Raw genomic sequence first — 21,986 nt, forward strand, 5'->3', positions numbered from 1 at the left:
AATCACAAGCCTAAGAGGCCCTTCCGCGACTAAATTTGATTGGGGGGTCGCACTCCTAGCCCCTCAATGGATAACTTGATGCTGCGGCCAGAAATCCGGTTTCTTTTGCCCGCCTTTCTCCCGCACTCCCGCACCCAGGTTTATGATTTTAACAGTTCCGATCTTTTGCTCGCGAAAGTTTTAAGAGGCGATCGCACCCTGAAAAAGCCACCCCCGCGCCATCCAAAAATTAACACATCCCATCCCCCAAGAGCAACAGATATGGCCTCCGAAATATATGACAATTCCTTTACAAAGGATATAGAAAAACTGAATATTTCCTCCGAAGGCGAAGTCTTTGTCTTTCCCGCCTCATTTGCCCAGCAGCGCTTGTGGTTCCTCGACCAATTCGCACCGGAAAACCCTTTCTACAATGTAGTAACAGCACTGCGCTTAACTGGTTCCCTCAACTTAACAGCCTTAGAGCAAACCTTCAACGAAATAGTGCAGCGCCACGAAACTTTGCGAACCACTTTTGCCACGGTATCAGGGCAACCAGTGCAGATAATCTCTCCTGCTTTCAAGACTAATTTAAAAGTATTAGACTTGCAAGATTTGCCACCCGAACAACGGCAAACAGAAGCAAAGAAACTCTCTGCAGCCGAATCTCTTCGCCCTTTCAATTTATCCACCGGGCCGCTGATGCGAGTCACCATCCTGCGGCTGAAAGAAACCGAGCATATTCTCTTGCTAAATATGCACCACATAGCCTCCGATGATTGGTCGATCGGTGTGTTAATTCGAGAACTGGAGGCTATCTATACAGCTTTGATAAATCAACAGCCATCTCCCCTCCCAGAATTATCACTTCAATATGCCGATTTTGCAGAGTGGCAGCGCGAATGGCTGCAAGGTGAAGTCTTAGAAACTCAGCTAGCTTATTGGCGGCAGCAATTGCACTGGATTTCTGTGTTAAATTTGCCCACAGATCGCCCTGCACCAGCTATGCAAAATTATCGGGGAAAAACTCAATATTTAGAACTGCCTAAAAAGCTAAAAAACGCACTTTTAGCGCTCTCGCAGCGAGAAGGAGCGACTTTATTTATGACAGTGCTTGCTGCATTTCAAACTTTGCTTTACCGTTACTCGCAACAAGAAGATATTGTTGTCGGTTCGCCGATCGCCAATCGCAACCGCAGCGAAATTGAAGCATTAATCGGTTTTTTTGTCAATACTTTAGTGCTGCGAACAGACTGCTCGGGAAACCCGACATTTCGAGATTTTTTGGGCCGGGTGCGGGAAGTAACCCTGGGAGCTTACGCTCACCAAGATTTGCCTTTTGAGAAGCTCGTCGAGGAATTGCACCCAGAGCGATCGTTGAACCGCCACCCGCTGTTTCAGGTGGTATTCGGACTGCAAAATGCGCCGCTGGACGAGCTAGAATTGCCAGGATTAAAGTTGAGTTCTTTTCCTTTGGAGACTCAAACAACGCGCTTTGATTTAGAGCTGTATTTGTGGGAAGCTTCCGATAACTTTAGGAGCAGATACGGCGAACATTGGGAAGATTCGGAAGGACTCAGAGGCTTAGCTGTGTACAATACGGATTTATTTGATGAAGTTACGATCGCCCGAATGCTGAGGCATTTTAAAACGCTGCTGGAAAGCATTGTGGCTAATCCAGAACAAAGAATCGCTAACTTACCTTTATTGAGCGAGGATGAAGTGAATCAATTATTCAGAGAATGGAACGATACTCGGACAGATTATCCTCAAAATAAGTGCATTCATCAGTTATTTGAGGAGCGAGTCCAGCAGCATCTGGAGGATGTCGCCCTAACTTTCGACAGCCAGCACCTCACTTACAGAGAACTCAACAGTCGCAGCAACCAACTGGCGCGCTACCTGCAAAAACTGGGCGTGGGGGCGGAGGTTTTAGTGGGGCTTTGTGCAGAGCGCTCGATCGACCTAATTGTCGGGATGTTGGCTATACTGAAAGCGGGAGGAGCTTACCTACCGTTAGATCCGAGCTATCCGCGCGATCGGCTAAACTTGATGCTGGAAGATGCTCAAGTTAAAGTCTTGCTAATTCAAGATAAATTGATTGAGAATTTCCGAGACTTCTCAAACTCGGTGATTTACTTCGATCGCGACTGGGAAGACATAGCCAAAGAAAGCGCCGAAAATCCCGCCAACACCGCAACAGCAGACAACCTAGCTTACGTTATTTACACATCTGGTTCAACAGGAAAACCCAAGGGAGTCGCTGTCACCCACAAAGCAGTAAATCGGCTGGTACTCAACACCAACTATATAAAAATAGAACCTACCGATAAAATTGCCCAAGCATCAAACGCTTCATTCGATGCAGCCACCTTCGAGATTTGGGGAGCCTTGCTTAACGGCGCTCAACTCGTGGGAATTAGCACAAATATTACCCTTTCGCCTCACGATTTAGCCTTAGAACTGCGCCAACAAGGAATCAAAGTTTTGTTTTTAACAACTGCCTTATTTCAACAAATTGCTAGAGTTTTACCGCAAGCTTTTAATTCGCTGCGCTGCTTGCTGTTTGGCGGAGAAGCGGTCGATATGAGATGGGTTAAAAAAGTTCTCCAACAAAAGCCAACAACTCAATTAATTCACGTTTACGGGCCTACAGAAAACACCACATTTTCGGCTTATTATTGCGTGCAAGACGTACCCGAAACCGCAACATCTATCCCCATCGGCCGCCCGATCGCCAACACGCAAATTTATCTCCTCGATGCGGATTTGCAGCCGGTGGCGATCGGTGTTATAGGTCAATTATACCTCGGCGGTGACGGACTGGCGAAAGGCTACCTCAACCAGCCTGATTTAACTGATGCTGCATTCATTCCTAACCCTTTTAGCAATAAATCTGGTTCTAGCCTTTATAAAACAGGTGATTTAGGTCGCTATCTGGTTGACGGCAACATCGAGTTTTTAGGCCGCGTTGACGACCAAGTAAAAATTCGAGGCTACCGCATCGAATTGGGAGAAATTGAAGCGGCTTTGTGCCAGCATCCACAAGTGCGCGAAGCAGTAGTAATTGTGAGGGAAGACATCCCAGACGATAAACATTTAGTAGCTTATGTTGTTCCTGACGGTATTAATGAAAAATTAGAAATTTCCCATCTCAAGTCCAGTGAATTGCGCCAATTTTTGAAAGAAAAGTTACCAGGATATATGGTTCCTGCAACTTATGCAGTATTGGAGAATATGCCACTGACGCCTAATGGCAAAGTAGACCGCCGCGCCTTGCCCGATATAGACACAGATAGCGAGGGTCTAACAGAAAACTATGTAGCGCCTCGGACCGATATCGAAAAGGCGATCGGGAATATTTGGGCTAAGGTTTTGGGAAAACAGCAGGTTAGTATCTATGATAATTTCTTTGAACTAGGCGGGCATTCCCTGCTAGCAACTCAGTTGATTTCTCGCATCCGAGACGCTTTGCAAGTCGAGTTATCGGTCAGCAATTTTTTTGAGGCTCCGACTGTGGCGAGTCTGGCAAAATACATTGAAACAATGCGCTGGGCAGCGACTGGTTTGGATACTCCCAGAACAGACGAAAATGAGCGCGAAGATGTGGAATTTTAAGGGCTTACATAATTGGATGATTTTGATTGTTTTGTGGAATTGGCATTTGCCTGTCGGTAGAAATTACCGCAATGGGAACTGATATTCAAGTCTGCTTCACGAGGAGATGTAGACCTGTTACTTGCTAACCTCCTAAAAGCTGAGGCTGCCTATATACTTGCAAAATTGCTTGCAGGGCATTAAAAATAAGGGAGAAAATGTTTTCTCAACAGCCAGTCATCAAGAAAATCCGAAACGATGTCCAACCAAGCGTCTGACCGTCTTAAACAAAATGCTGAAAAAATTATGCGGATGTGGGAGAAGCGGGCGCGTGAGGAAGTCAGCGCATCAACGCATCAAGATTCTCTTGTCTTGCAAGATTCCCTACCTCTCTACTTAAACCAACTGGTAGATGAACTCTCAAACAGAATTGTCAGGACATCTGCCCGAATTACAGCCGACGAGGTAGAAAGTACGCGGATTGGCAAGCTGCATGGGCATGAACGGGCGGGGTATGCGGACTACTCCATGAGTCACCTCATTTTCGAGTATCACCTCCTCCGTCAAGTAATATTTCAAGTTTTAGAAGAAGAAGCACCTTTGGAAGTGCAAGATAGAGACATTATTATCGGCTCCATTGAGCAAGCCGTTAATGACGCGGCTACTCAATTCTCCGAAACGCTGCGAGATATTCAAGAACTATTTATGGTGACGTTAACTCACGACCTCAGAAATCCGATCAATGTCGTAAAAATGGGAACTCAACTAACTCTGCGGCGGCTGGAACGAGGAGATACCAACACGGATGTGGCCGCAAGGATGCTCAATGCGATCAATCGGCTGGATTCGATGATTCAAAATCTGCTTGATGCGAGTCGGCTGCGGGCAGGGCAGAGCTTAAAGATTGAATTTGAAGAATGCGATTTTGTGATGCTAGTCCAAGAGGTGGTAGAAGATTTGAGCTTCGCGTATGGAGAGCGGTTTGTTGTAGTCTCTAATTCTGAAATGAGGACTTTTTGCAGCCGTAAAGAAATACGGCGGGTGATTGAAAATTTAGCAATTAACGCTGTGAAATATGGTGCGCCTAGTACGCCTATTACACTCACGCTCCAGCAAACTGAAACGCAGATCAGCCTTACTATCCATAATGAAGGCGATCCGATCGCCCTAGACGCTCAATCCATCCTCTTTCAACAATTTCGTCGAACCATTTGTGCTGAGGAGCAAACTGGCTGGGGATTAGGATTATTTTTAGCAAAGAGTATTATTGAAGCCCATAAAGGGACACTTACGGTTGAAAGTGTAGAGGGCAAGGGGACAAGCTTTATTATCACTTTATCAAATATTCTTCTTTAGTTCGGGACATTAAGACTAAGAAGAAAAATAGGGTATCCCCAGCCAGAACCTACAGGATTTTAACTCACATTTTTAGTCACGAAATTTCAGTGCAGAATGCCCTGACAGCTTCGGCAAACTGCTGGTTATGTTCCATTAATGCCATGTGTCCTCCTTTCTGTATAGTAACTAGCTCTGCTTGAGGTAATTCTGCTTTCATTCGCAGGCTAGCTGGGGGGGTAGTGGCAATATCTGAATCGCCGCATATCACCAACACAGGAATGTCAATCGATCGCAAAGTTTTTGTTTCGTCAAATTTGAGCATTCCCAATGTGCCGCGAGCGAGAACGCCGGGAGAACCCAAGGCTGATAAGAAAGCGGAAAACTCTAATTGACCGCGCGTTTCAGTGCCTTTAAATCCCGATAATTCTACACTGATGTGCAGTGAACCATTGAGATAGCTCAGCCAAGTCATTCCCCACATAATCGGTTCAAGAGCTATTGTGAGATAGAGGATAGGTTGAAGCAGTGGCTTCTGCAAAGCGCGTAATAAACCGCTAAAAATAGCGGTTTTGACGGGATTAGTATAAGTGGTATCTACCAGAATTAAACCAGCTACTCGACTACCGAGAAGTTCTGGAAACAGCCGACTGAATGTTAGAGAAATCATGCCGCCCATGCTGTGTCCGAGTAGGATAACAGGTTTAGTTCCTGCTATGGCAATGACGGCTTCGAGATCGCGGGCAAATTTTTCTAGGGAGTAGTCGCTGTTTTTTGGTCGAGTGGATTTTCCCAAACCTGAAAGATCCCAAACAATCACTCGGAAGCGATCGGTTAGTTGCCGTTTCGCGTAATACCAAACCATACTATTCGGCCCCCAACCATGGGAGAGGATAATCGGCTGTCCGTCCTCTGGGCCGTAGAATTCTACTTGTAAAATAGTGCCATCAGGTCTCTCTACTCGCTGAACCGTACCCGTCCGCGTCGGCTTGGGTTCGTCAGCACCGGGGCGGCGGAACAGCGGCAAACTGATAAAGCGGCCGCCAACAGACCAAAGAAGCATTAAGACTCCGCTGACTAAGTAGGAAATCCCTACAAGTTCGCCGATGGACCATTCGTAAATAATGTATATACCTCCGCCTAGTACCCCGATGGACAGCAGTCCCACCAGCCATAGAAACAGGAAATTGAACGGCATGAACGGCATAAGCTGAAACCTTGGGTAGGATTTTGGTTGCGGATTCAAACAGAATCATACTCAGGTTAGGCCACAGTAAGCAAGCGATAAGTTAAGCTCTTAATTTGTGCGCTGGTGGAATTTGTTTGATTGATTTGCCCAAGTAATGACAGGATGACTCAAAATGCCCGATCCAAAAATAGCGAGTTCATCGCCAAATGCGAGAGATTCTGTCAGGGTGGAGTTAGTTGAGTTTTTATCTTACCTTCGCAGTCTAGATATTAATATTTTTGTTGAGGACTCTCGCCTGCGCTGCAACGCTCCCGAAGGAATTCTTACACCAGAACTGCGCGCCGAAATTTCTCAGAGAAAAGCCGAGATTGTTTCATTTTTAAAAGCAGCTAATCGTACTTCTAGTTTCACTCCTACACCGATTATTCCGATGGGGCGGGACGGAAATCTACCGCTTTCCTTTGCACAGCAGCGCTTGTGGTTTCTCGACCAATTAGTCCCGAACAATCCCTTTTATAATGTTCCCGCAGCCTTGCGTTTGACAGGTTCGCTCAATTTTGCGGCGCTGCAACAAACCTTCAATGAAATTGTGCGCCGCCACGAAGCTTTACGCACGACTTTAGCAGTAGTTTCGGGGCAACCCGTTCAGAGAATAGCTGCTGCTTTCCACCTTCCGATTAATGTAGTGGACTTGCGAAATTTGCCAAAGGAATCTCGACAAACTGAAGCAAACAGGCTCACCGCCCAGGAAGCTCAACGCTCTTTCAATTTGTCCGAGGACTTGTTGCTGCGAGTCACATTATTGCAGTTAGATGATGCCGAATATTTACTAATGCTGAATATGCACCACATTGTCTCCGATGGTTGGTCTATCGGAGTGCTTGTTCAGGAATTAGGCGCACTTTACACGGCATTTGCTAGCGAAAAACCTTCGCCTTTACCGGCTTTGTCGGTCCAGTATGCTGATTTTGCCAAATGGCAGCGCGAATGGCTGCAAGGGGAAGTTTTAGAAACGCAGCTTGCTTACTGGAGACAGCAGTTAAACGGCATTTCTATGCTAAATTTGCCTGCGGATCGACCGAGGCCACCAATTCAAAGTTACCGAGGCAAAAGGCAATTTTTGCAACTGCCAAAACAACTGAGCGAGGCTTTAGAAACGTTGAGCCAGCGCGAAGGAGTGACGCTGTTTATGACTGTGCTGGCAGCTTTTAAAACGTTGCTTTACCATTACGCGCAGCAAGAAGATATTGTTGTAGGTTCGCCGATCGCCAATCGCAACCGCAGTGAAATTGAAGCATTAATCGGGTTTTTTGTCAACAGTTTGGTGCTGCGTACAGATTTGTCGGGAAATCCAACTTTTCGGGAACTTTTAAACCGAGTCAAAGAGGTAGCATTAGGAGCTTACGCTCACCAAGATTTGCCGTTTGAGAAGTTAGTAGAAGAACTGCACCCCGATCGCGCGTTGAACCAAAATCCCTTATTTCAGGTGGCGTTTGCGCTGCAAAACGCGCCGGGGAATCGGTTAGAATTGCCAGAATTAACACTCAGCCCGCAGCAGTTAGATGTGGGTACAGCGCGGTTTGATTTGGAGTTTCATTTGTGGGAGCGATCGCCCAACAGCTCGGAAAGCAACCAATCGCCCAGCAATAAGCTGTGGGTTGATAGCTCCGAGGGCATCAGCGGCATGGTTATTTACAGTGCTGATTTATTTGATGAAGCTACGATTACCCGCCTGATCTGGCATTTTCAAACCTTGTTAGAAAGCATTGTGACAAATCCCGAACAGCGCATAGCAAACTTACAATATTTGAGCGCCCAAGAGCGCTATCATTTGTTAGTTGAATGCAACAATACTCAGGCAGATTATCCGCAAGATTTGTGCATTCATCAGCTATTTGAAATGCAGGCCGCTCGGACACCGGAGGCGGTGGCGCTGGTATTTGGAGAGGAGCGAGTTACCTATCAGCAGCTCAATCTCCGCAGCAACCAACTAGCACGTTACCTGCAAAAAATTGGGGTTGGGGCGGAAGTTTTAGTCGGGCTTTGCTGCGGGCGATCGCTCGATCTGATTGTGGGGATGTTGGGTATCCTGAAAGCGGGAGGAGCTTACTTAATTTTAGATCCGAGCTATCCTGCTGAGCGATCGAGCTTTATCCTAAAAGATGCTCAATTATCTGTTGTCTTAACTCAGCAGCAATGGGTAGAGAATTTGCGAGCGCCCAATTTACAGATAGTTTGTTTAGACACAGACTGGGAGATGATTTCCCAAGAAATCGCCGACAATCCCACCAGCGCAGCCACAGCCGGAAATCTGGTTTACGCGATTTACACCTCCGGGTCCACGGGAAAGCCGAAAGGAGTTGAAATTGAGCACGGGAGCTTGGTGAATCTCGTTTTTTGGCATCAAAGAGAGTTTGGGGTGTCAGCGGGCGATCGAGCAACGCAAATTGCAGCGATCGGCTTTGATGCTTGCGGGTGGGAAATTTGGCCTTATCTCGCCGCGGGATCTAGCATCTACTTTCCAGAAGATGACATCAGGCGAGATCCGGAAAAACTGCAAAAGTGGTTAGTATCAAAAGCCATCACCATTAGCTTTTTGCCAACACCTTTAGCCGAGAAAGTTTTGCTATTAGATTGGCCTCAAACAACAGCGTTGCGAATCTTGCTCACAGGCGGCGAAAAACTGCAACAACATCCTTTAAAATCCCATCCATTTAAGCTAGTAAATAATTACGGCCCAACCGAAAACACCGTCGTCACAACTTCCGGTTATATTCCTGTAACAGAGCAAACAGACATCCCCCCGACAATTGGCCGCCCCATTGCTAACACTCAAATCTACATATTAGACAAATATTTGCAGCCCGTACCCGTGGGCGTTGTTGGCGAATTGTACATCGGCGGAAACGGACTCGCTCGTGGCTACCTCAACCGCCCAGATTTAACCGCACAAAGCTTTATTCCCAATCCTTTTAAACCAAATTCAGGCACCATTCTCAATGACTTGTTTAGGAACAGGCAAGATACCTGTTCCACAATAAAATACATCTCTTGTGAAACAGGCATCTTGCCTGTTCTGGATAATAGTGCCCACCCCACTCTTTGTGGAACAGGCAAGATGCCTGTTCTGGATAATAGTGCAACATCTGAGTTTAAACCAAATTCAGGAGAGCGAATTTACAAAACCGGCGACTTAGTGCGCTACAGAGGCGATCGCAACCTGGAATTTTTAGGACGCATCGACGAACAAGTAAAAATTCGCGGTTTCCGCATCGAATTAGGAGAAATCGAGACACTATTAACTCAACACCCGGCCGTGCAGCAAACTGTAGCAATAGCTTCCGAAGATGGACAAGGAGATAAACGTTTAGTAGCTTATATTGCCCTGAATGCAGAATATAGCGTTGCCCGCGAAAAAAACCAAATAATGCAATTGCAGGACGAACAGGTTTTGCAGTGGCAAATGCTCTACAATGAAACTTACAATCAACCTGCCGTTGAGTCAGAGCCAACATTTAATATTGTCGGCTGGAATAGCAGTTATACTAATCAGCCAATCCCAGCAGAACAGATGCGCGACTGGGCGAACAATCAAGCCGCCCAAATTTTAGCTTTGCAGCCTAGCCGAGTGTTAGAAATTGGCTGTGGCACAGGTTTATTGCTGTTCAAAATTGCCCCTCGCTGCACTCAATATTGCGGCACAGACTTTTCACCTATTTCGCTCAACTATATTCGGCAGCACTTGGCAAATCAACAGTTAGCTAATGTAACGCTGCTTCAGAAAATGGCGACCGATTTTGAAGGAGTAGAGACAGCAGCTTTTGACGCAGTAATTCTCAACTCAGTCGTGCAATATTTCCCCACTATCGACTATCTGGTGCAGGTGCTAGAAGGTGCGGTGAAAGCAACTGCCCCCGGCGGCTTTATATTCATCGGAGATGTCCGCAGCTTGCCGTTGCTGGCAGCTTTTCACGCTTCGGTACAACTGTATCAAGCCGAACCTTCTCTCGCGGGCGAACAGTTGCAGCAGCGAGTACAAATGCAAATTTTTCAAGAAACAGAGTTAGTTATTGATCCAAATTTTTTTGGCGCATTAAAGCACCGCTTTCCGCAGATTGGTGGCGTAGAGATTCAATTAATTCGCGGTAGCGATCGCAATGAGTTAACTGATTTTCGGTACAATGCTATTTTGCATATTGCGTCGGAAACAGCACGCCCCAAATCATTGCCGAAAGGGGAGCGGGGCGCAGAAAAACGGCTGGATTGGTTGGATAAAAATCAGAAGCTGACTGTTACCAAGGTGCAACAAATATTATTGCAAAATCAACTCGATGTTTTAAGAATTGCTAATGTGCCTAATGCACGGGTAACGGCAGCAGTTAAGGCGGCAGAATTGCTGTCTGTTGTCGATAAATTTCCAACAGCAGGTCAGTTGCAGAAAGCCGTGGAAAAAATCGAGGATTTAGGAGTCGATCCCGAAGCGTGGTATGCTTTGGAAGTTCCGTATAATGTTAATATTAGTTGGTCTAATTCCGACAGTCAAGGGCGCTACGATGTAGTGTTTACACGGGGCGAAACCAGAGATTTTGTGCGAGAAACCAGAAGCGATAACTTGCGTCCTTGGCGCTCTTATGCTAACAACCCCTTACAAGCTAAAGCAGCGCGTAAATTAGTGTCGCAGTTGCAGGCTTTTCTAGCAGAAAAACTGCCGGAATATATGGTTCCGTCGGCTTTTGTGGTGCTGGAGTCGCTACCTGTGACGGCTAACGGAAAGGTCGATCGCCTTGCTTTGCCTGCACCGGAGCCGATTAAGTTAGAATGGGCTGGCGGTTATGTTGCGCCTCATACTTCTATTGAGGAAGTTTTAGTGAAAATTTGGGCTGAGGTTTTGGGGATAAAGCGAGTGGGTATCCGGGACAATTTCTTTGAATTAGGAGGTCATTCGCTGCTGGCGACTCAGCTTGTTTCTAGAGTGCGAGATGCTTTTGGGGTAGAGTTGCCTTTGCGCCGGGTTTTTGAAGCGCCGACAATTGCAGAATTATCTAAGATTGTTGAGGGTTTGAAAGATAAGAATGCTAAAAGTGATGCTCCGGCTTTAGTGCCGATTTCGCGCGATAGTCGGCGGCGAAAGTTATCGTCTTTTAATGGACCTATTGCATAATTTTTTGATTGATAGAGCAACCGCAGATGAAGGGCAGATTAACGCTGATAAACGCAGATAATTTTAAGAGGGTTTTTGACTTTGGCAAGATGTTGAAGGGAGAAAGTAAATAAAAAGGGTGGCTGTTGAACAGGATGCAATTTCGATAAATATGCAGCAAGAAACAGAAGTTTTTGTATTTCCAGCATCGTTTGCTCAGCAGCGGCTTTGGTTCCTCAATCAATTAGCACCGGGCAATCCTTTCTATAATGTCTCAACAGCGCTCCGCTTAACTGGTTCGCTCAACTTCAAATCCTTAGAGCAAACCTTCAACGAAATTGTGCAGCGGCACGAAACTTTACGCACTACTTTTACGCTTTTGGAAGGGGAACTCGTACAAGTTATTGCTCCCATTTTAACCGTATCTCTCCCCACAATCGACTTACAAAATCTTTCGCCAACTCAGCAGGAAACCGCAGCGCTGCAACTCGCAACCGATGCAGCGCAATGTCCTTTCGATTTAGCCGCTGGGCCGTTATTTAAAGTAACGCTGTTACAGCTCAGTGAAACAGAACATATATTGTTGCTGAATTTACATCATATTGTGGCTGATGGTTGGTCGATTGGAGTGCTAATTCGAGAGCTGGGAACGCTTTACACAGCCTTTGTAAAAAATGCGATCTCGCACTTACCAGCACTGCCCGTGCAGTACGCTGACTTTGCAGAATGGCAGCACCAATGGTTGCAGGGCGAAGTATTAGAAACGCAGTTAGCTTATTGGCGGCAGCAGTTAAACGGAATTACCGCACTCAATCTACCAACAGACAGGCAAAGACCTGCCGTTCCATCCTACCGCGGCGCTAAACAATTTATAACGCTATCACCTGCTTTGAGCGAGGCGCTAAAGTCATTGAGCCAGCAAGAAAGGGCGACTTTATTTATTACTCTACTAGCCGCTTTTCAAACTTTGCTGTACCGCTATACAGGACAAGTAGATATTGCAGTAGGAACGCCGATCGCCAATCGCAACCAGAGCGAAATAGAACCATTAATCGGTTTTTTTGTCAACAGTTTGGTGCTGCGTGCAGATTTATCAGGAAACCCAACTTTTCGGGAACTATTGCATCGGGTAAAAAACGTCGCAATGGCAGCCTACGCTCACCAAGATTTGCCCTTCGAGAAGTTGGTTGAGGAATTGCACCCCGATCGCGAGTTGAGCCGCAACCCCCTATTTCAAGTTAGTTTTAGCCTGCAAAACACTCCTGTAGCAGCGCTAGAATTGCCGGGAATCGTTGGAGAGGCGATCGACTTTGACGCGGGAACCGCCAAGCTCGATTTAGAGTGCCACTTGTGGGAAAATGCAGGAAGTATTCAAGGGCAATTGGTCTACAGCACAGACTTATTTGATAGCGCCACAATTGCGCGCATGGCGGGACATTTCCAAACGCTGCTCGAAGCCATTGTTGCCAATTCCAAACAGCACCTCAGCGACTTGGCTTTGCTGACAGCGCCAGAATACCAGCAATTATTAATCGATTGGAATGACACTCAGAGAGATTATCCGCAAAACCAGTGTTTCCATCAGCTATTTGAAGATCGAGTCGCGCGATCGCCCGATGCTGTCGCCGCCGTCTTTGAAAACCAGCAGTTAACCTACCGCCAACTCAACAGCCGAGCCAACCAACTTGCACATTACTTGCAGCAATTGGGAGCAGCACCAGAAGTTTTAGTGGGGCTTTGTGTAGAACGTTCTTTAGATGCGATCGTCGGATCGCTAGGCATTATCAAGGCAGGCGCAGCCTACCTGCCTTTAGATCCAACTTATCCTCAAGAGCGCCTTAATTTCATGTTAGAAGATGCTCAGGTGTCGATTTTGGTAACTCAGCAGCACTTAGCAAAAAACTTGACGCAGCCGGAAAATTACGGAGTTTTTTCAGTAGTGTGTTTGGACTCCGACAGAGAAATTATCGCCAGACAAAGCTCTAAAAATCCAACTACAAATATCATACCAGAAAACCTAGCATACGTCATTTACACATCTGGTTCAACCGGAAAACCCAAAGGCGTTTTAATCGAACATCGCGGACTATACAACTTAGCCCTGGCTCAAAAAGAAGCTTTTAACTTAAACTCAAATCACCGCATTTTGCAATTTGCCTCCCTGAGTTTTGATGCCTCAATCTTTGAGATTGTCATGGCCTTGGGAACCGGAGCAACACTTTACTGTGCCAAGAAAGAATCTTTGTTGCCCGGACAAACATTAATCCAATTTTTGCAGGACAATGCTATTACTCACGCTACCCTCCCGCCCTCGCTGCTAGCTGTCCTTCCAAACGCCCAACTTCCCGCACTGCAAACAATCATCTGTGCGGGCGAATCCTGTTCCCCCGATGTTGTTAAACGCTGGGCTTCGGGGCGCAGATTTTTTAACGCTTACGGCCCTACAGAAGCGACTGTCTGGTCAAGTTTGGCCGAAATTGGCGATTGCAAAAAACCGCCCATAGGCCGCCCAATTGCCAACACTCAACTCTATATTTTAGATGAAAACTTACAGCCTGTACCCGTTGGAATTCCCGGTGAATTGTACATCGGCGGCAGCGGATTGGCGCGAGGCTACCTGAACCGCCCCGAATTAACCGCCCAGCGATTTATTGCTAATCCGTTTAGCCAGAAAGTAGGAGAACGAATTTATAAAACTGGTGACTTAGCTCGCTATTTTCCCGACGGCAATATTGAGTTTTTAGGCCGCACTGACGAACAGGTAAAACTTCGCGGTTATCGAATAGAATTGGGAGAAATTGAAGCGCTGCTGGTTCAGCATCCAGCAGTCAAAGAAACAGCGGCGGTTGCTGTGGATGATTGGTCTGGCAACAAACGCCTAGTTGCTTATGTCGTCCCCAATCACAATCAGACGCTTAATCCCGGGGAACTACGCAACTTCCTTAAACAACAACTGCCCAATTACATGATTCCCAATGCTTTTGTGGCGATGGATTTTCTGCCCCTAACTCCCAATGGCAAAATCGACCGCCAGCGCCTACCTGTACCGGGAACTCTAACTAGCAATTCAATAGATAAAAGCTGCATTGCACCTCGCACACCAACCGAGTCAACCCTCGCCAAAATTTGGGCCGAAATCCTCAACGCAGAGTGCGTTGGCATTGGCGACAACTTCTTTGATTTGGGTGGAGATTCCCTGCTGGCAATCCGCCTCATCAATGAGATTAACCAGCAATTTGAGCGCGAATTGCCGCTGTCTGCTCTTTTTTTAAATCCGACAATTGAAGGTTTAGCCGATTCGCTATATTCAGAAACAAATTCTCTGGAATGGTCGCCTTTAGTTGCAATTAAGCCTCGCGGTAAAAATCCCCCGTTCTTCTGCGTCCATCCCATCTTTGGCGTGGTATTTCCTTATGTCGAGTTAGCGTTTCAGCTAGGAGAAAATCAACCGTTTTACGGACTGCAACCAAAGGGTATTGACGGCGAAAGTTCTCCGTTAACTAGGATTGAAGACATGGCGACTGACTACATCGCAGCCTTGCGTACAGTTCAACCAAAAGGGCCTTATTTTTTAGGAGGTTGGTCTTTTGGGGGTTTGGTTGCTTTTGAGATGGCTCAACAGTTGCTCGCAGCGGGGGATGAAGTGGCTTTGCTTGCTGTGCTGGATACTTTAGCGCCGGTTTCTGCTAACAAACCTTCTTTTTGGGACGGTTGCAAGTTTATTCTGACTACTGTTTCGCGCTCTATCTGGCCTTTTGTAGTAGATTATTTTCGCTTGGTGGCTGCTGCGGAAAATGTTCAAAGTGGCGGTATTGCTGCCAAGTTTCCGAAATTAAATAAGATGCTTAATTTGGCAGCTAATTTTTTGCATCGCTGGAATTGGAAACAGGCCGTTATGGTTAGCATCCTATCTCAGGAGTCAAAAGAACGGAGCTGGCGTGAGCTGGCAATTCCCTCAATGTTTACTGTATTTCAGGCTAATAGTCAAGCAACTCTCAGCTATGTACCGAAAATTTATCCGCAGCGAATTACTCTGTTTAGATCGAGGGAACAGCTAAGCATGAGTCCTCAAGATCCGACTCTTGGCTGGAGCGAATTAACGACCCAAAAAGTAGAGGTGATTAGAGTTCCTGGAAATCATCTTACTATGTTGAGAAAGCCAGGGGTCGAGGTGCTGGCTCAACAGCTAAAGCATTGCTTGGAGAAGGAATTAAGTGATTGAGGAACCCGCGTGCTTGTGCGCCGCCACCGGGTTTGATATGGGAAATTATTATTAGTTATGAAGAAGTGGGCAATCTGATGTCCGGTAAAATCACTGTTATTACGTTTGTAGGATGTAAAAAAATTGCGATCGCCCGAAGAACACTTTTTGCAACTAGAAATCATTATGCAGCGCCACGCCACAGCACTCGAAGCTGAAGTCAGAGCTTTGCAAGCCGCTGACGAAACCGCCCAGTGGCCTCCAGACTGGAAGCGTTGCTATAATTGGCGTTTCGCTACAATTTTCGCGTCTGTAAAGATTTTTCGCAACTGGGGTGCAGATGCTGCGGCTTGGAAACTTTTGCCTTCGCGAGTTTATCCCAACCGAGGCAATCAGAAGGATTAGTTAACTGTTGACTCTTCTGAAATGCCTCAATCTAAAATTTAAAATCTAAAATTGCCCAATGGATTGCGCGATGCTGAAGATGATAGCAGCCAAACCTGCTGCGATCGGAATTGTCACCAGCCAAGCCGAACCAATTGACAGCAAAGTTTGCAAGCGTACTGATTTCCAAGCTTTGATCAGCCCGACTCCGACAACTGCACCGACTAAAGCGTGGGATGTGGAAACTGGCAAACCGAAGCGGGATGCTAGCAAGACTGTGGTGGCTGTGGCTAATTCCGCGCAAAATCCGCCGCTTGGTTGGAGTTCGATGATCTTTTCGCCGACTGTGGCAATTACATTTTTGCCCCAGATGGTTAAACCGATGACTATTCCTGCGCCTCCGAGGACTAAAATCCACAGGGGAACGCTGAAATCTTCTGAGGGAAAGGAACCTGTGCGCCGGATGTAGGCGATCGCAGCTAGGGGAGCAACTGCATTTCCTACGTCGTTGGAACCGTGGGAAAATGCTACAAAACAGGCGCTCAAGACTTGAAATCTCGCCATTTGTTGCTCGATGGGAGAGTGAGGGAGTGTCGGAGTGGGGGAGGAGTTTGTACTTGGGCCGAATCCCTTATCCCCTTTTGCTTCTTCCTTCTTCCTTCTTTCTTCTTCCTTCTCAACTGATTCTAATTTTTTCCAGCTATTGAGTGTCAAGCCGATCGCAGCTATTGCCCCGATGCCAATGACAATATCGTGAATTGGAAGATTCCAGCCGAATCGATCGTGGGCTAGGGCGATCGCCCCTGTCTGCACCAAAGCGACATTCACAACAGACGGCAGTACAATTACGCCAAACACGCTCAGCATTGCTGCACTCAGCCAAGGTATCCACTCGCGCATTTGAGATAGAGGATCTGGCTGATCGAGAATCGAATACTTCACGACACTGTAAAATAGTGCGGCTAAAGCACCGCTAGCAACAGGTGTCGCCACCCAAGTTAGGGAGATTGTGCCGATGGTTCGCCAATCAACCGCATTAATTCCGGCTGCAACACAGCTAAAACCCGCGATCGCGCCCACCACTGCATGGGATGAAGAAACCGGCAAACCTCGACTGGTAGCGATTTGCAGCCATATCCCGCAAGCTATCAGCACTGACACCATCCCGATCAAAAATACTTGCGGTTTGGCCGCGAACGCTTGTGCATTCACAACTCCTGTTGCGAGAGTTTCGGAAACTCCTTGCCCGAAGAGCACTGCGCCGGAAAACTCCAGTATGCCTGCAACAATTATTGCCTGTCGCAGCGTTAGCGCCTTCGAGCCTACGGATGTTCCCATCGAGTTAGCGACATCGTTGGCTCCCAAGTTGGCGGCGACGTACAAGGCGAGTGCGGCCATTGCCCCTAGTTGCAGAAATACGACCCCAGAGGTATCTAACATAGAAATTTTTTGACATAAAACGGGCATTTCGATATATGATAAGGGATTGTGAGTTTTGGTAAATCCGATGAAAGGCGCAGAAATAATCCGTTCTATCGAGACGGCAGAAATAGATAGAGTCAAGCAAGAACTCAATAAACAAGTTCCCGAAATTTACGTTGGCGACACAGTGCGAGTCGGCGTGAAAATTAGAGAGGGTAACAAAGAACGGGTTCAGCCCTACGAAGGGACTGTGATTGCCATGCGTAACGGCGGGATTAATGAAACAATCACCGTCCGCCGCGTGTTTCAGGGCGTCGGCGTGGAACGGGTGTTTTTGATTCACTCGCCCCGCATCGCTACGATCCAAGTGATGCGCCGCGGGAAAGTTCGCAGAGCAAAACTTTACTACCTGCGCGATCGGGTGGGCAAAGCTACTCGCGTCAAACAGCGGTTCGATCGCTCCCTGTAGGAATGCACCCAGCTTCCATTTGGTTCATGGTTCATGGGAAATTAAAAAATTTCAAAAAAAGTTTCCCATTTACGAGCGCACTGTGTTAAAATAGAAATCTAGAGGTTAAGCGAATTTCAGCAACCTCACCTGTGCGCTCTTAGTTCAGTTGGTAGAACGCAGGTCTCCAAAACCTGATGTCGGGGGTTCAAGTCCTCCAGGGCGCGCTGAATCACCAAACATTAAATTCTGCCCGAAAGCGCCCGGACTATTGGCTGGCAACAGTCAAAACCGCAAACTTTCGGGTAGAATTAATTTTTGTGGGCGGTTCGCAAAAAATGCCATTAACAAATGCTCGGTGTGGCTTCTCGATCATCGGTTTCGGCGATCGGCATTTACGCCGTTGATTGGTTGGGCTTGTAAAAAGTCGTGGCTTTAGATTTGAGATTTGGGACTTGGGCGTAAGTGGTTAGTGTCACAAAATCTGAGAGCCGCGAGCCACTCACACCAGCTAAAATCTAAAATCTAAAATCGCAAGGGGGATTGAATCGTGGCGAAAAAAGACGAAGCTCAAGAAACTCAAGAAATAACGGCGCCTGGGTTTAACCCTGCGGGTTTTTTTAAGGAAACTAGAGAAGAACTCGACAAAGTGGTTTGGCCCAGCAGGCAGCAGCTAATCAGCGAGTCTTTGGCCGTGCTTTTGATGGTAATCCTCTCAGCAAGTCTGATCTATTTGGTGGATAACTTCTTTAACTGGGGCGCGGGAAAGGTGTTTGGGCCATGACTTTTGCATCAGAAGAATCTGAGTATTCCACAGAAGCGACTGGACAGGCAGCATCGCCAGATGTGCCGGAGATTGATGCTCGCTGGTATGCTGTTCAAGTTGCCTCTGGCTGCGAGAAGCGGGTGAAGGCAAACTTGGATCAGCGGATTCAAACTTTGGATGTTGCCGATCGCATCGTTCAAGTAGAAATTCCGCAAACTCCGGCAATCAAAGTCGGCAAAGACGGTTCCAGGCGGCAGTCAGATGAAAAAATCTTTCCCGGCTACGTACTCATCCGTATGTTTATGGACGAGGATACGTGGCAGGTGATCAAGAATACCCCGAATGTAATTAATTTTGTCGGGGCAGAGCAGAAACGCCGCTACGGGCGCGGCAGGGGTCACGTCAAACCGCTACCTCTGAGTCATTCGGAAGTAGAACGGATCTTCAGAAACGCTCAGGAATCAGAACCAGTTGTCAAAGTATCGATGTCTACTGGAGACCACGTTGTGGTACTTTCCGGGCCGTTTAAGGATTTTGAAGGTGATGTGATTGAAGTTAGCCCGGAACGAAACAAGCTCAAAGTTTTACTCTCGATTTTTGGGCGCGATACGCCTGTAGAATTGGAGTTCAATCAGGTTCAGAAACAGAACTAACTAATGGCAAAGAAAGTTGTTGCAGTAATTAAGTTGGCGATTACGGCGGGAAAAGCCAACCCAGCTCCTCCGATCGGCCCAGCTCTGGGTCAGCACGGCGTCAATATTATGATGTTTTGCAAGGAGTACAATGCTAGAACCGCAGACCAAGCAGGTCTGGTGGTTCCGGTAGAAATTTCGGTTTTTGAAGACCGCAGTTTTACGTTTATTCTCAAAACCCCGCCGGCGTCGGTTTTGATTCAAAAAGCGGCTGGCATTGCTAAAGGTTCGGGAGAACCTAACCGCAAGCAAGTAGGGACGATTACACAGGCTCAGTTACGAGAAATCGCTGAAACCAAAATGCCTGACCTCAATGCTAATGATGTTGAGGCTGCTATGAAAATTGTGGCAGGAACGGCTAAAAATATGGGCGTGGCGATCGCGGATTAAAGTCAGTTGCCAGTTGGCAGTTGTCAGTAATTCATGATTTTGAAGCTAAAATCTTCAAGCTCAAATCGTAAGTCCTAAGTCGATTCAGGGGGAGAAGCAAAGCTTCGCTAAGAATCGCAAATGTTTTAGATTTGAAATGGCCAAAACGGCTCAATTCTAAAATCTAAACTCTAAAATCAACTGACCCCAGGAGATAGCAATGGCAAAGAAAGTATCCCGAAGACTGCAAGAACTTCAAAAGAAAGTTGAAGACAGACCTTATCTACCGCTGGAAGCTCTGCAACTTTTGAAAGAAACAGCAACCGCTAAGTTTGGCGAAGCTGCTGAAGCTCACATCCGTTTGGGAATTGACCCGAAATATACTGACCAACAGTTGCGGACAACTGTATCGCTACCAAAAGGAACTGGTCAAGTAGTCAGAATTGCGGTGATTGCTAAGGGCGAAAAAGTTAAAGAAGCTCTGAATGCCGGCGCGGATATTGCTGGTTCTGAAGAGTTGATCGATGAAATTCAGAAGGGCATGATGGACTTCGATTGCCTGATTGCTACCCCAGACGTGATGCCGTTGGTGGCAAAATTGGGTCGGTTGTTGGGCCCGCGCGGTTTGATGCCTTCTCCGAAAGGTGGCACGGTGACGACTGACATTGCTCAGGCGATCAACGAGTTTAAAGGTGGTAAACTAGAATTCCGTGCCGATCGAACTGGCATCGTTCATGTTATGTTTGGCAAGGCAGCTTTCTCAGCGGAAGATTTGCTCGTCAACCTTCATGCTTTGCAAGAAACTGTTGACCGCAACCGTCCTTCTGGTGCTAAAGGTCGCTACTGGCGCAGTTTGTACGTATCCGCAACAATGGGCCCGTCGATCGAAGTCGATATCAGTGCTCTGCGCGATACCAAACTTGATGCTGCCTAGTACAGAATTAAGCAGAAGGCAGAAGGTAAAAGACAGCTTCGGCTGTCTGTGTAAATCTCTCACAAGACTTACGCCAGACCCTTGCTAATCTCTGCCTTCTGATGATAGCCTAATCAAAAATCAATAAGCTGAAGACCGCAGGTGCCGACCGCTTAATTTCCTGCCGAGGCTGAAGAAATAAAAACTCAAGACTCAAAGATTAGAAATTTTCTATTTTTAATTCTGACTTGTTAATTTTTAATTCTCTGCCCCGGCTCTAAGGTCGGGGTTTTTGGTGGGCAGTTTTCGATCCTAAAAGGAGGTGAAATAAGTATGGGCAAAACTTTAGCAGTAAAAAATGAGATTATTGCAGACCTCAAGCAAACCTTGAGCGAATCTCAACTGGCGATCGTGATCGACTACACGGGCTTAACTGTTGCTGAAATTACAGATTTGCGTCGGCGTTTGCGTCCGAAAGGCAGCAGTTGCCAAGTGGCAAAAAACACGCTGATGCGAATTGCGGTTGAAGGCAACGAAACCTGGCAGCCGATACAGGAATTGCTGACCGGTACGTCGGCATTTCTGTTCGTGCAAGAAGATATTGGCGGCGCGATTAAAGCTTACCAAGAATTCCAAAAAGTCTCTAAGAAGACTGAACTTCGCGGCGGCGTGATGGAAGGACGGGTACTGAAAGAAGCTGATGTTAAAGCATTAGCTGATCTGCCGTCGAAAGAACAACTCATGGCTCAAATTGCTGGCGCTATCAACGGTGTCGCAACCAAGTTGGCTGTGGGTATCAATCAAGTTCCTACTTCGATCGCTCGCGGTCTTAAAGCTTATGCTGAAAAAGACGGCGATTCAGCAGAAGTAGCAGCAGAAGCACAACCAGAAGCACAAGCAGAAGCGCAACCAGAAGCAGAAGCAGAAAGCGCATCTGTGTAAGTCATTAGTAATTAGTCATTAGTCCTCAGTCATTAGTATTTAGCAATAGATAGAAGACTGGAGACGAAAAACTAATGATGAATGAGCAAATCTCAAATTCCAAATCCCAAACCTACAATCGAACTAGGAGTTTAACGAATGTCTACTGCAACTGATGAAATCTTGGAAAAACTTAAGTCTCTGACTTTGCTCGAAGCTTCTGAATTGGTCAAGCAAATTGAAGAAGCTTTCGGCGTCAGCGCTGCGGCTCCTGTCGGCGGCATGATGATGATGCCCGGTACAGGTGGTGGAGCCGCTGCTGAACCCGTAGAAGAGCAAACCGAATTTACTGTCATGCTGGAAGAAGTTCCTGCTGACAAGAAAATCGCCATTCTGAAGGAAGTCCGCGCAATTACCGGTCTGGGCCTGAAGGAAGCAAAAGATTTGGTAGAAGCCGCACCGAAAGCAGTTAAGGAAGCTATTGCTAAGGAAGCTGCTGAAGAAATGAAGAAACAGCTTGAAGCTGTGGGCGCAAAAATTTCTATCAAGTAGTCAGAGAATGTAGTTGATATCAATTCCGGTGACACCGGAATGATGGTTGACTGTTGACTGTTGACTATTCCCTAAAAT

15 protein-coding genes, 1 tRNA gene and 1 other annotated feature are annotated in these 21,986 nt (G+C 46.8%); of the genes, 14 read left to right on the forward strand and 2 right to left on the reverse strand.

All coding sequences use genetic code 11. The features are described 5' to 3' along the window. The first annotated feature begins 261 nt into the window (after nucleotides 1-261). On the forward strand, nucleotides 262-3,597 hold the full coding sequence (locus tag QUB25_RS00240; protein ID WP_445251920.1) for a non-ribosomal peptide synthetase: 3,336 nt from the start codon (nucleotides 262-264) through the stop codon (nucleotides 3,595-3,597). 237 nt (nucleotides 3,598-3,834) lie between these two features. After that, nucleotides 3,835-4,932, forward strand: a complete 1,098-nt coding sequence (locus QUB25_RS00245) for a HAMP domain-containing sensor histidine kinase (protein WP_333181424.1) — start codon at nucleotides 3,835-3,837, stop codon at nucleotides 4,930-4,932. Between the two features lie 76 nt (nucleotides 4,933-5,008). On the opposite strand, the gene QUB25_RS00250 is transcribed toward QUB25_RS00245, so the two are convergent. Continuing rightward, nucleotides 5,009-6,109 (reverse strand): alpha/beta hydrolase, encoded by a 1,101-nt coding sequence (locus tag QUB25_RS00250; protein WP_333181426.1) that lies wholly within the window; start codon nucleotides 6,107-6,109, stop codon nucleotides 5,009-5,011. Nucleotides 6,110-6,272: 163 nt separating this feature from the next. On the opposite strand from QUB25_RS00250, the gene QUB25_RS00255 reads away from it, so the two are divergent. The 3 genes from QUB25_RS00255 to QUB25_RS00265 all read left to right on the forward strand — a co-directional run bounded on the left by QUB25_RS00255 (nucleotide 6,273) and on the right by QUB25_RS00265 (nucleotide 15,846). Then, complete coding sequence (locus tag QUB25_RS00255) at nucleotides 6,273-11,261, forward strand: amino acid adenylation domain-containing protein (RefSeq protein WP_333181427.1); 4,989 nt, start codon at nucleotides 6,273-6,275, stop codon at nucleotides 11,259-11,261. 151 nt (nucleotides 11,262-11,412) lie between these two features. Then, on the forward strand, nucleotides 11,413-15,462 hold the full coding sequence (locus tag QUB25_RS00260; protein ID WP_445251921.1) for a non-ribosomal peptide synthetase: 4,050 nt from the start codon (nucleotides 11,413-11,415) through the stop codon (nucleotides 15,460-15,462). A 147-nt stretch (nucleotides 15,463-15,609) separates the two neighbouring features. Further along, a complete protein-coding gene (locus QUB25_RS00265; protein ID WP_333181431.1) occupies nucleotides 15,610-15,846 on the forward strand; it encodes a hypothetical protein in 237 nt (78 codons plus the stop codon). A gap of 45 nt (nucleotides 15,847-15,891) precedes the next feature. Here QUB25_RS00265 and QUB25_RS00270 read toward each other — a convergent pair whose 3' ends face one another. Further along, nucleotides 15,892-17,265, reverse strand: coding sequence for an inorganic phosphate transporter (locus tag QUB25_RS00270; protein ID WP_333181432.1), 1,374 nt, complete (start codon nucleotides 17,263-17,265; stop codon nucleotides 15,892-15,894). Nucleotides 17,266-17,332: 67 nt separating this feature from the next. Between QUB25_RS00270 and rplS the strand changes: the two genes are divergently transcribed. The 9 genes from rplS (at nucleotide 17,333) to rplL (ending at nucleotide 21,908) form a co-directional block, all read left to right on the forward strand. Beyond that, the gene (gene rplS, locus QUB25_RS00275) at nucleotides 17,333-17,716 is read left to right on the forward strand and encodes a 50S ribosomal protein L19 (protein WP_333037136.1); all 384 of its coding nucleotides are present in this window, start codon (nucleotides 17,333-17,335) and stop codon (nucleotides 17,714-17,716) included. A 133-nt stretch (nucleotides 17,717-17,849) separates the two neighbouring features. After that, a tRNA-Trp gene (locus QUB25_RS00280) sits at nucleotides 17,850-17,922 on the forward strand. Beyond that, complete coding sequence (locus tag QUB25_RS00285; protein ID WP_333037135.1) at nucleotides 17,893-18,102, forward strand: hypothetical protein; 210 nt, start codon at nucleotides 17,893-17,895, stop codon at nucleotides 18,100-18,102. The genes QUB25_RS00280 and QUB25_RS00285 overlap by 30 nt, the downstream gene beginning before the upstream one ends. Before the next feature lie 143 nt (nucleotides 18,103-18,245). Then, nucleotides 18,246-18,479: a preprotein translocase subunit SecE gene (gene secE / locus QUB25_RS00290; protein ID WP_172186534.1), complete on the forward strand. Its 234-nt coding sequence runs from the start codon at nucleotides 18,246-18,248 to the stop codon at nucleotides 18,477-18,479. After that, nucleotides 18,476-19,114 (forward strand): transcription termination/antitermination protein NusG, encoded by a 639-nt coding sequence (gene nusG / locus QUB25_RS00295; protein ID WP_242721257.1) that lies wholly within the window; start codon nucleotides 18,476-18,478, stop codon nucleotides 19,112-19,114. The genes secE and nusG overlap by 4 nt, the downstream gene beginning before the upstream one ends. Before the next feature lie 3 nt (nucleotides 19,115-19,117). Beyond that, nucleotides 19,118-19,543 (forward strand): 50S ribosomal protein L11, encoded by a 426-nt coding sequence (rplK, locus tag QUB25_RS00300; protein ID WP_006635588.1) that lies wholly within the window; start codon nucleotides 19,118-19,120, stop codon nucleotides 19,541-19,543. 199 nt (nucleotides 19,544-19,742) lie between these two features. After that, nucleotides 19,743-20,456, forward strand: a complete 714-nt coding sequence (rplA, locus tag QUB25_RS00305; protein WP_190663916.1) for a 50S ribosomal protein L1 — start codon at nucleotides 19,743-19,745, stop codon at nucleotides 20,454-20,456. 110 nt (nucleotides 20,457-20,566) lie between these two features. Next, nucleotides 20,567-20,739, forward strand: a sequence feature (ribosomal protein L10 leader region). A 29-nt stretch (nucleotides 20,740-20,768) separates the two neighbouring features. Next, entirely contained in the window at nucleotides 20,769-21,377 is a 609-nt protein-coding gene (rplJ, locus tag QUB25_RS00310; RefSeq protein WP_333065033.1) for a 50S ribosomal protein L10, read from the forward strand. Between the two features lie 138 nt (nucleotides 21,378-21,515). Further along, nucleotides 21,516-21,908, forward strand: coding sequence for a 50S ribosomal protein L7/L12 (gene rplL, locus QUB25_RS00315; RefSeq protein ID WP_333037133.1), 393 nt, complete (start codon nucleotides 21,516-21,518; stop codon nucleotides 21,906-21,908). The last annotated feature ends 78 nt before the right edge of the window (nucleotides 21,909-21,986 follow it).

The organism is Microcoleus sp. B3-D7 (assembly GCF_036705305.1).
GTDB lineage: Bacteria > Cyanobacteriota > Cyanobacteriia > Cyanobacteriales > Microcoleaceae > Microcoleus.

Bases quoted from the DNA above. Each gene is read 5' to 3' on its own strand.
- QUB25_RS00240 (WP_445251920.1), top strand. From the start codon at position 262: ATGGCCTCCGAAATATATGACAATTCCTTTACAAAGGATATAGAAAAA.
- QUB25_RS00245 (WP_333181424.1), top strand. From the start codon at position 3,835: ATGTCCAACCAAGCGTCTGACCGTCTTAAACAAAATGCTGAAAAAATT.
- QUB25_RS00250 (WP_333181426.1), bottom strand. From the start codon at position 6,109: ATGCCGTTCAATTTCCTGTTTCTATGGCTGGTGGGACTGCTGTCCATC.
- QUB25_RS00255 (WP_333181427.1), top strand. From the start codon at position 6,273: ATGCCCGATCCAAAAATAGCGAGTTCATCGCCAAATGCGAGAGATTCT.
- QUB25_RS00260 (WP_445251921.1), top strand. From the start codon at position 11,413: ATGCAGCAAGAAACAGAAGTTTTTGTATTTCCAGCATCGTTTGCTCAG.
- QUB25_RS00270 (WP_333181432.1), bottom strand. From the start codon at position 17,265: ATGTTAGATACCTCTGGGGTCGTATTTCTGCAACTAGGGGCAATGGCC.
- rplS (WP_333037136.1), top strand. From the start codon at position 17,333: ATGAAAGGCGCAGAAATAATCCGTTCTATCGAGACGGCAGAAATAGAT.
- QUB25_RS00285 (WP_333037135.1), top strand. From the start codon at position 17,893: ATGTCGGGGGTTCAAGTCCTCCAGGGCGCGCTGAATCACCAAACATTA.
- nusG (WP_242721257.1), top strand. From the start codon at position 18,476: ATGACTTTTGCATCAGAAGAATCTGAGTATTCCACAGAAGCGACTGGA.
- rplK (WP_006635588.1), top strand. From the start codon at position 19,118: ATGGCAAAGAAAGTTGTTGCAGTAATTAAGTTGGCGATTACGGCGGGA.
- rplA (WP_190663916.1), top strand. From the start codon at position 19,743: ATGGCAAAGAAAGTATCCCGAAGACTGCAAGAACTTCAAAAGAAAGTT.
- rplJ (WP_333065033.1), top strand. From the start codon at position 20,769: ATGGGCAAAACTTTAGCAGTAAAAAATGAGATTATTGCAGACCTCAAG.
- rplL (WP_333037133.1), top strand. From the start codon at position 21,516: ATGTCTACTGCAACTGATGAAATCTTGGAAAAACTTAAGTCTCTGACT.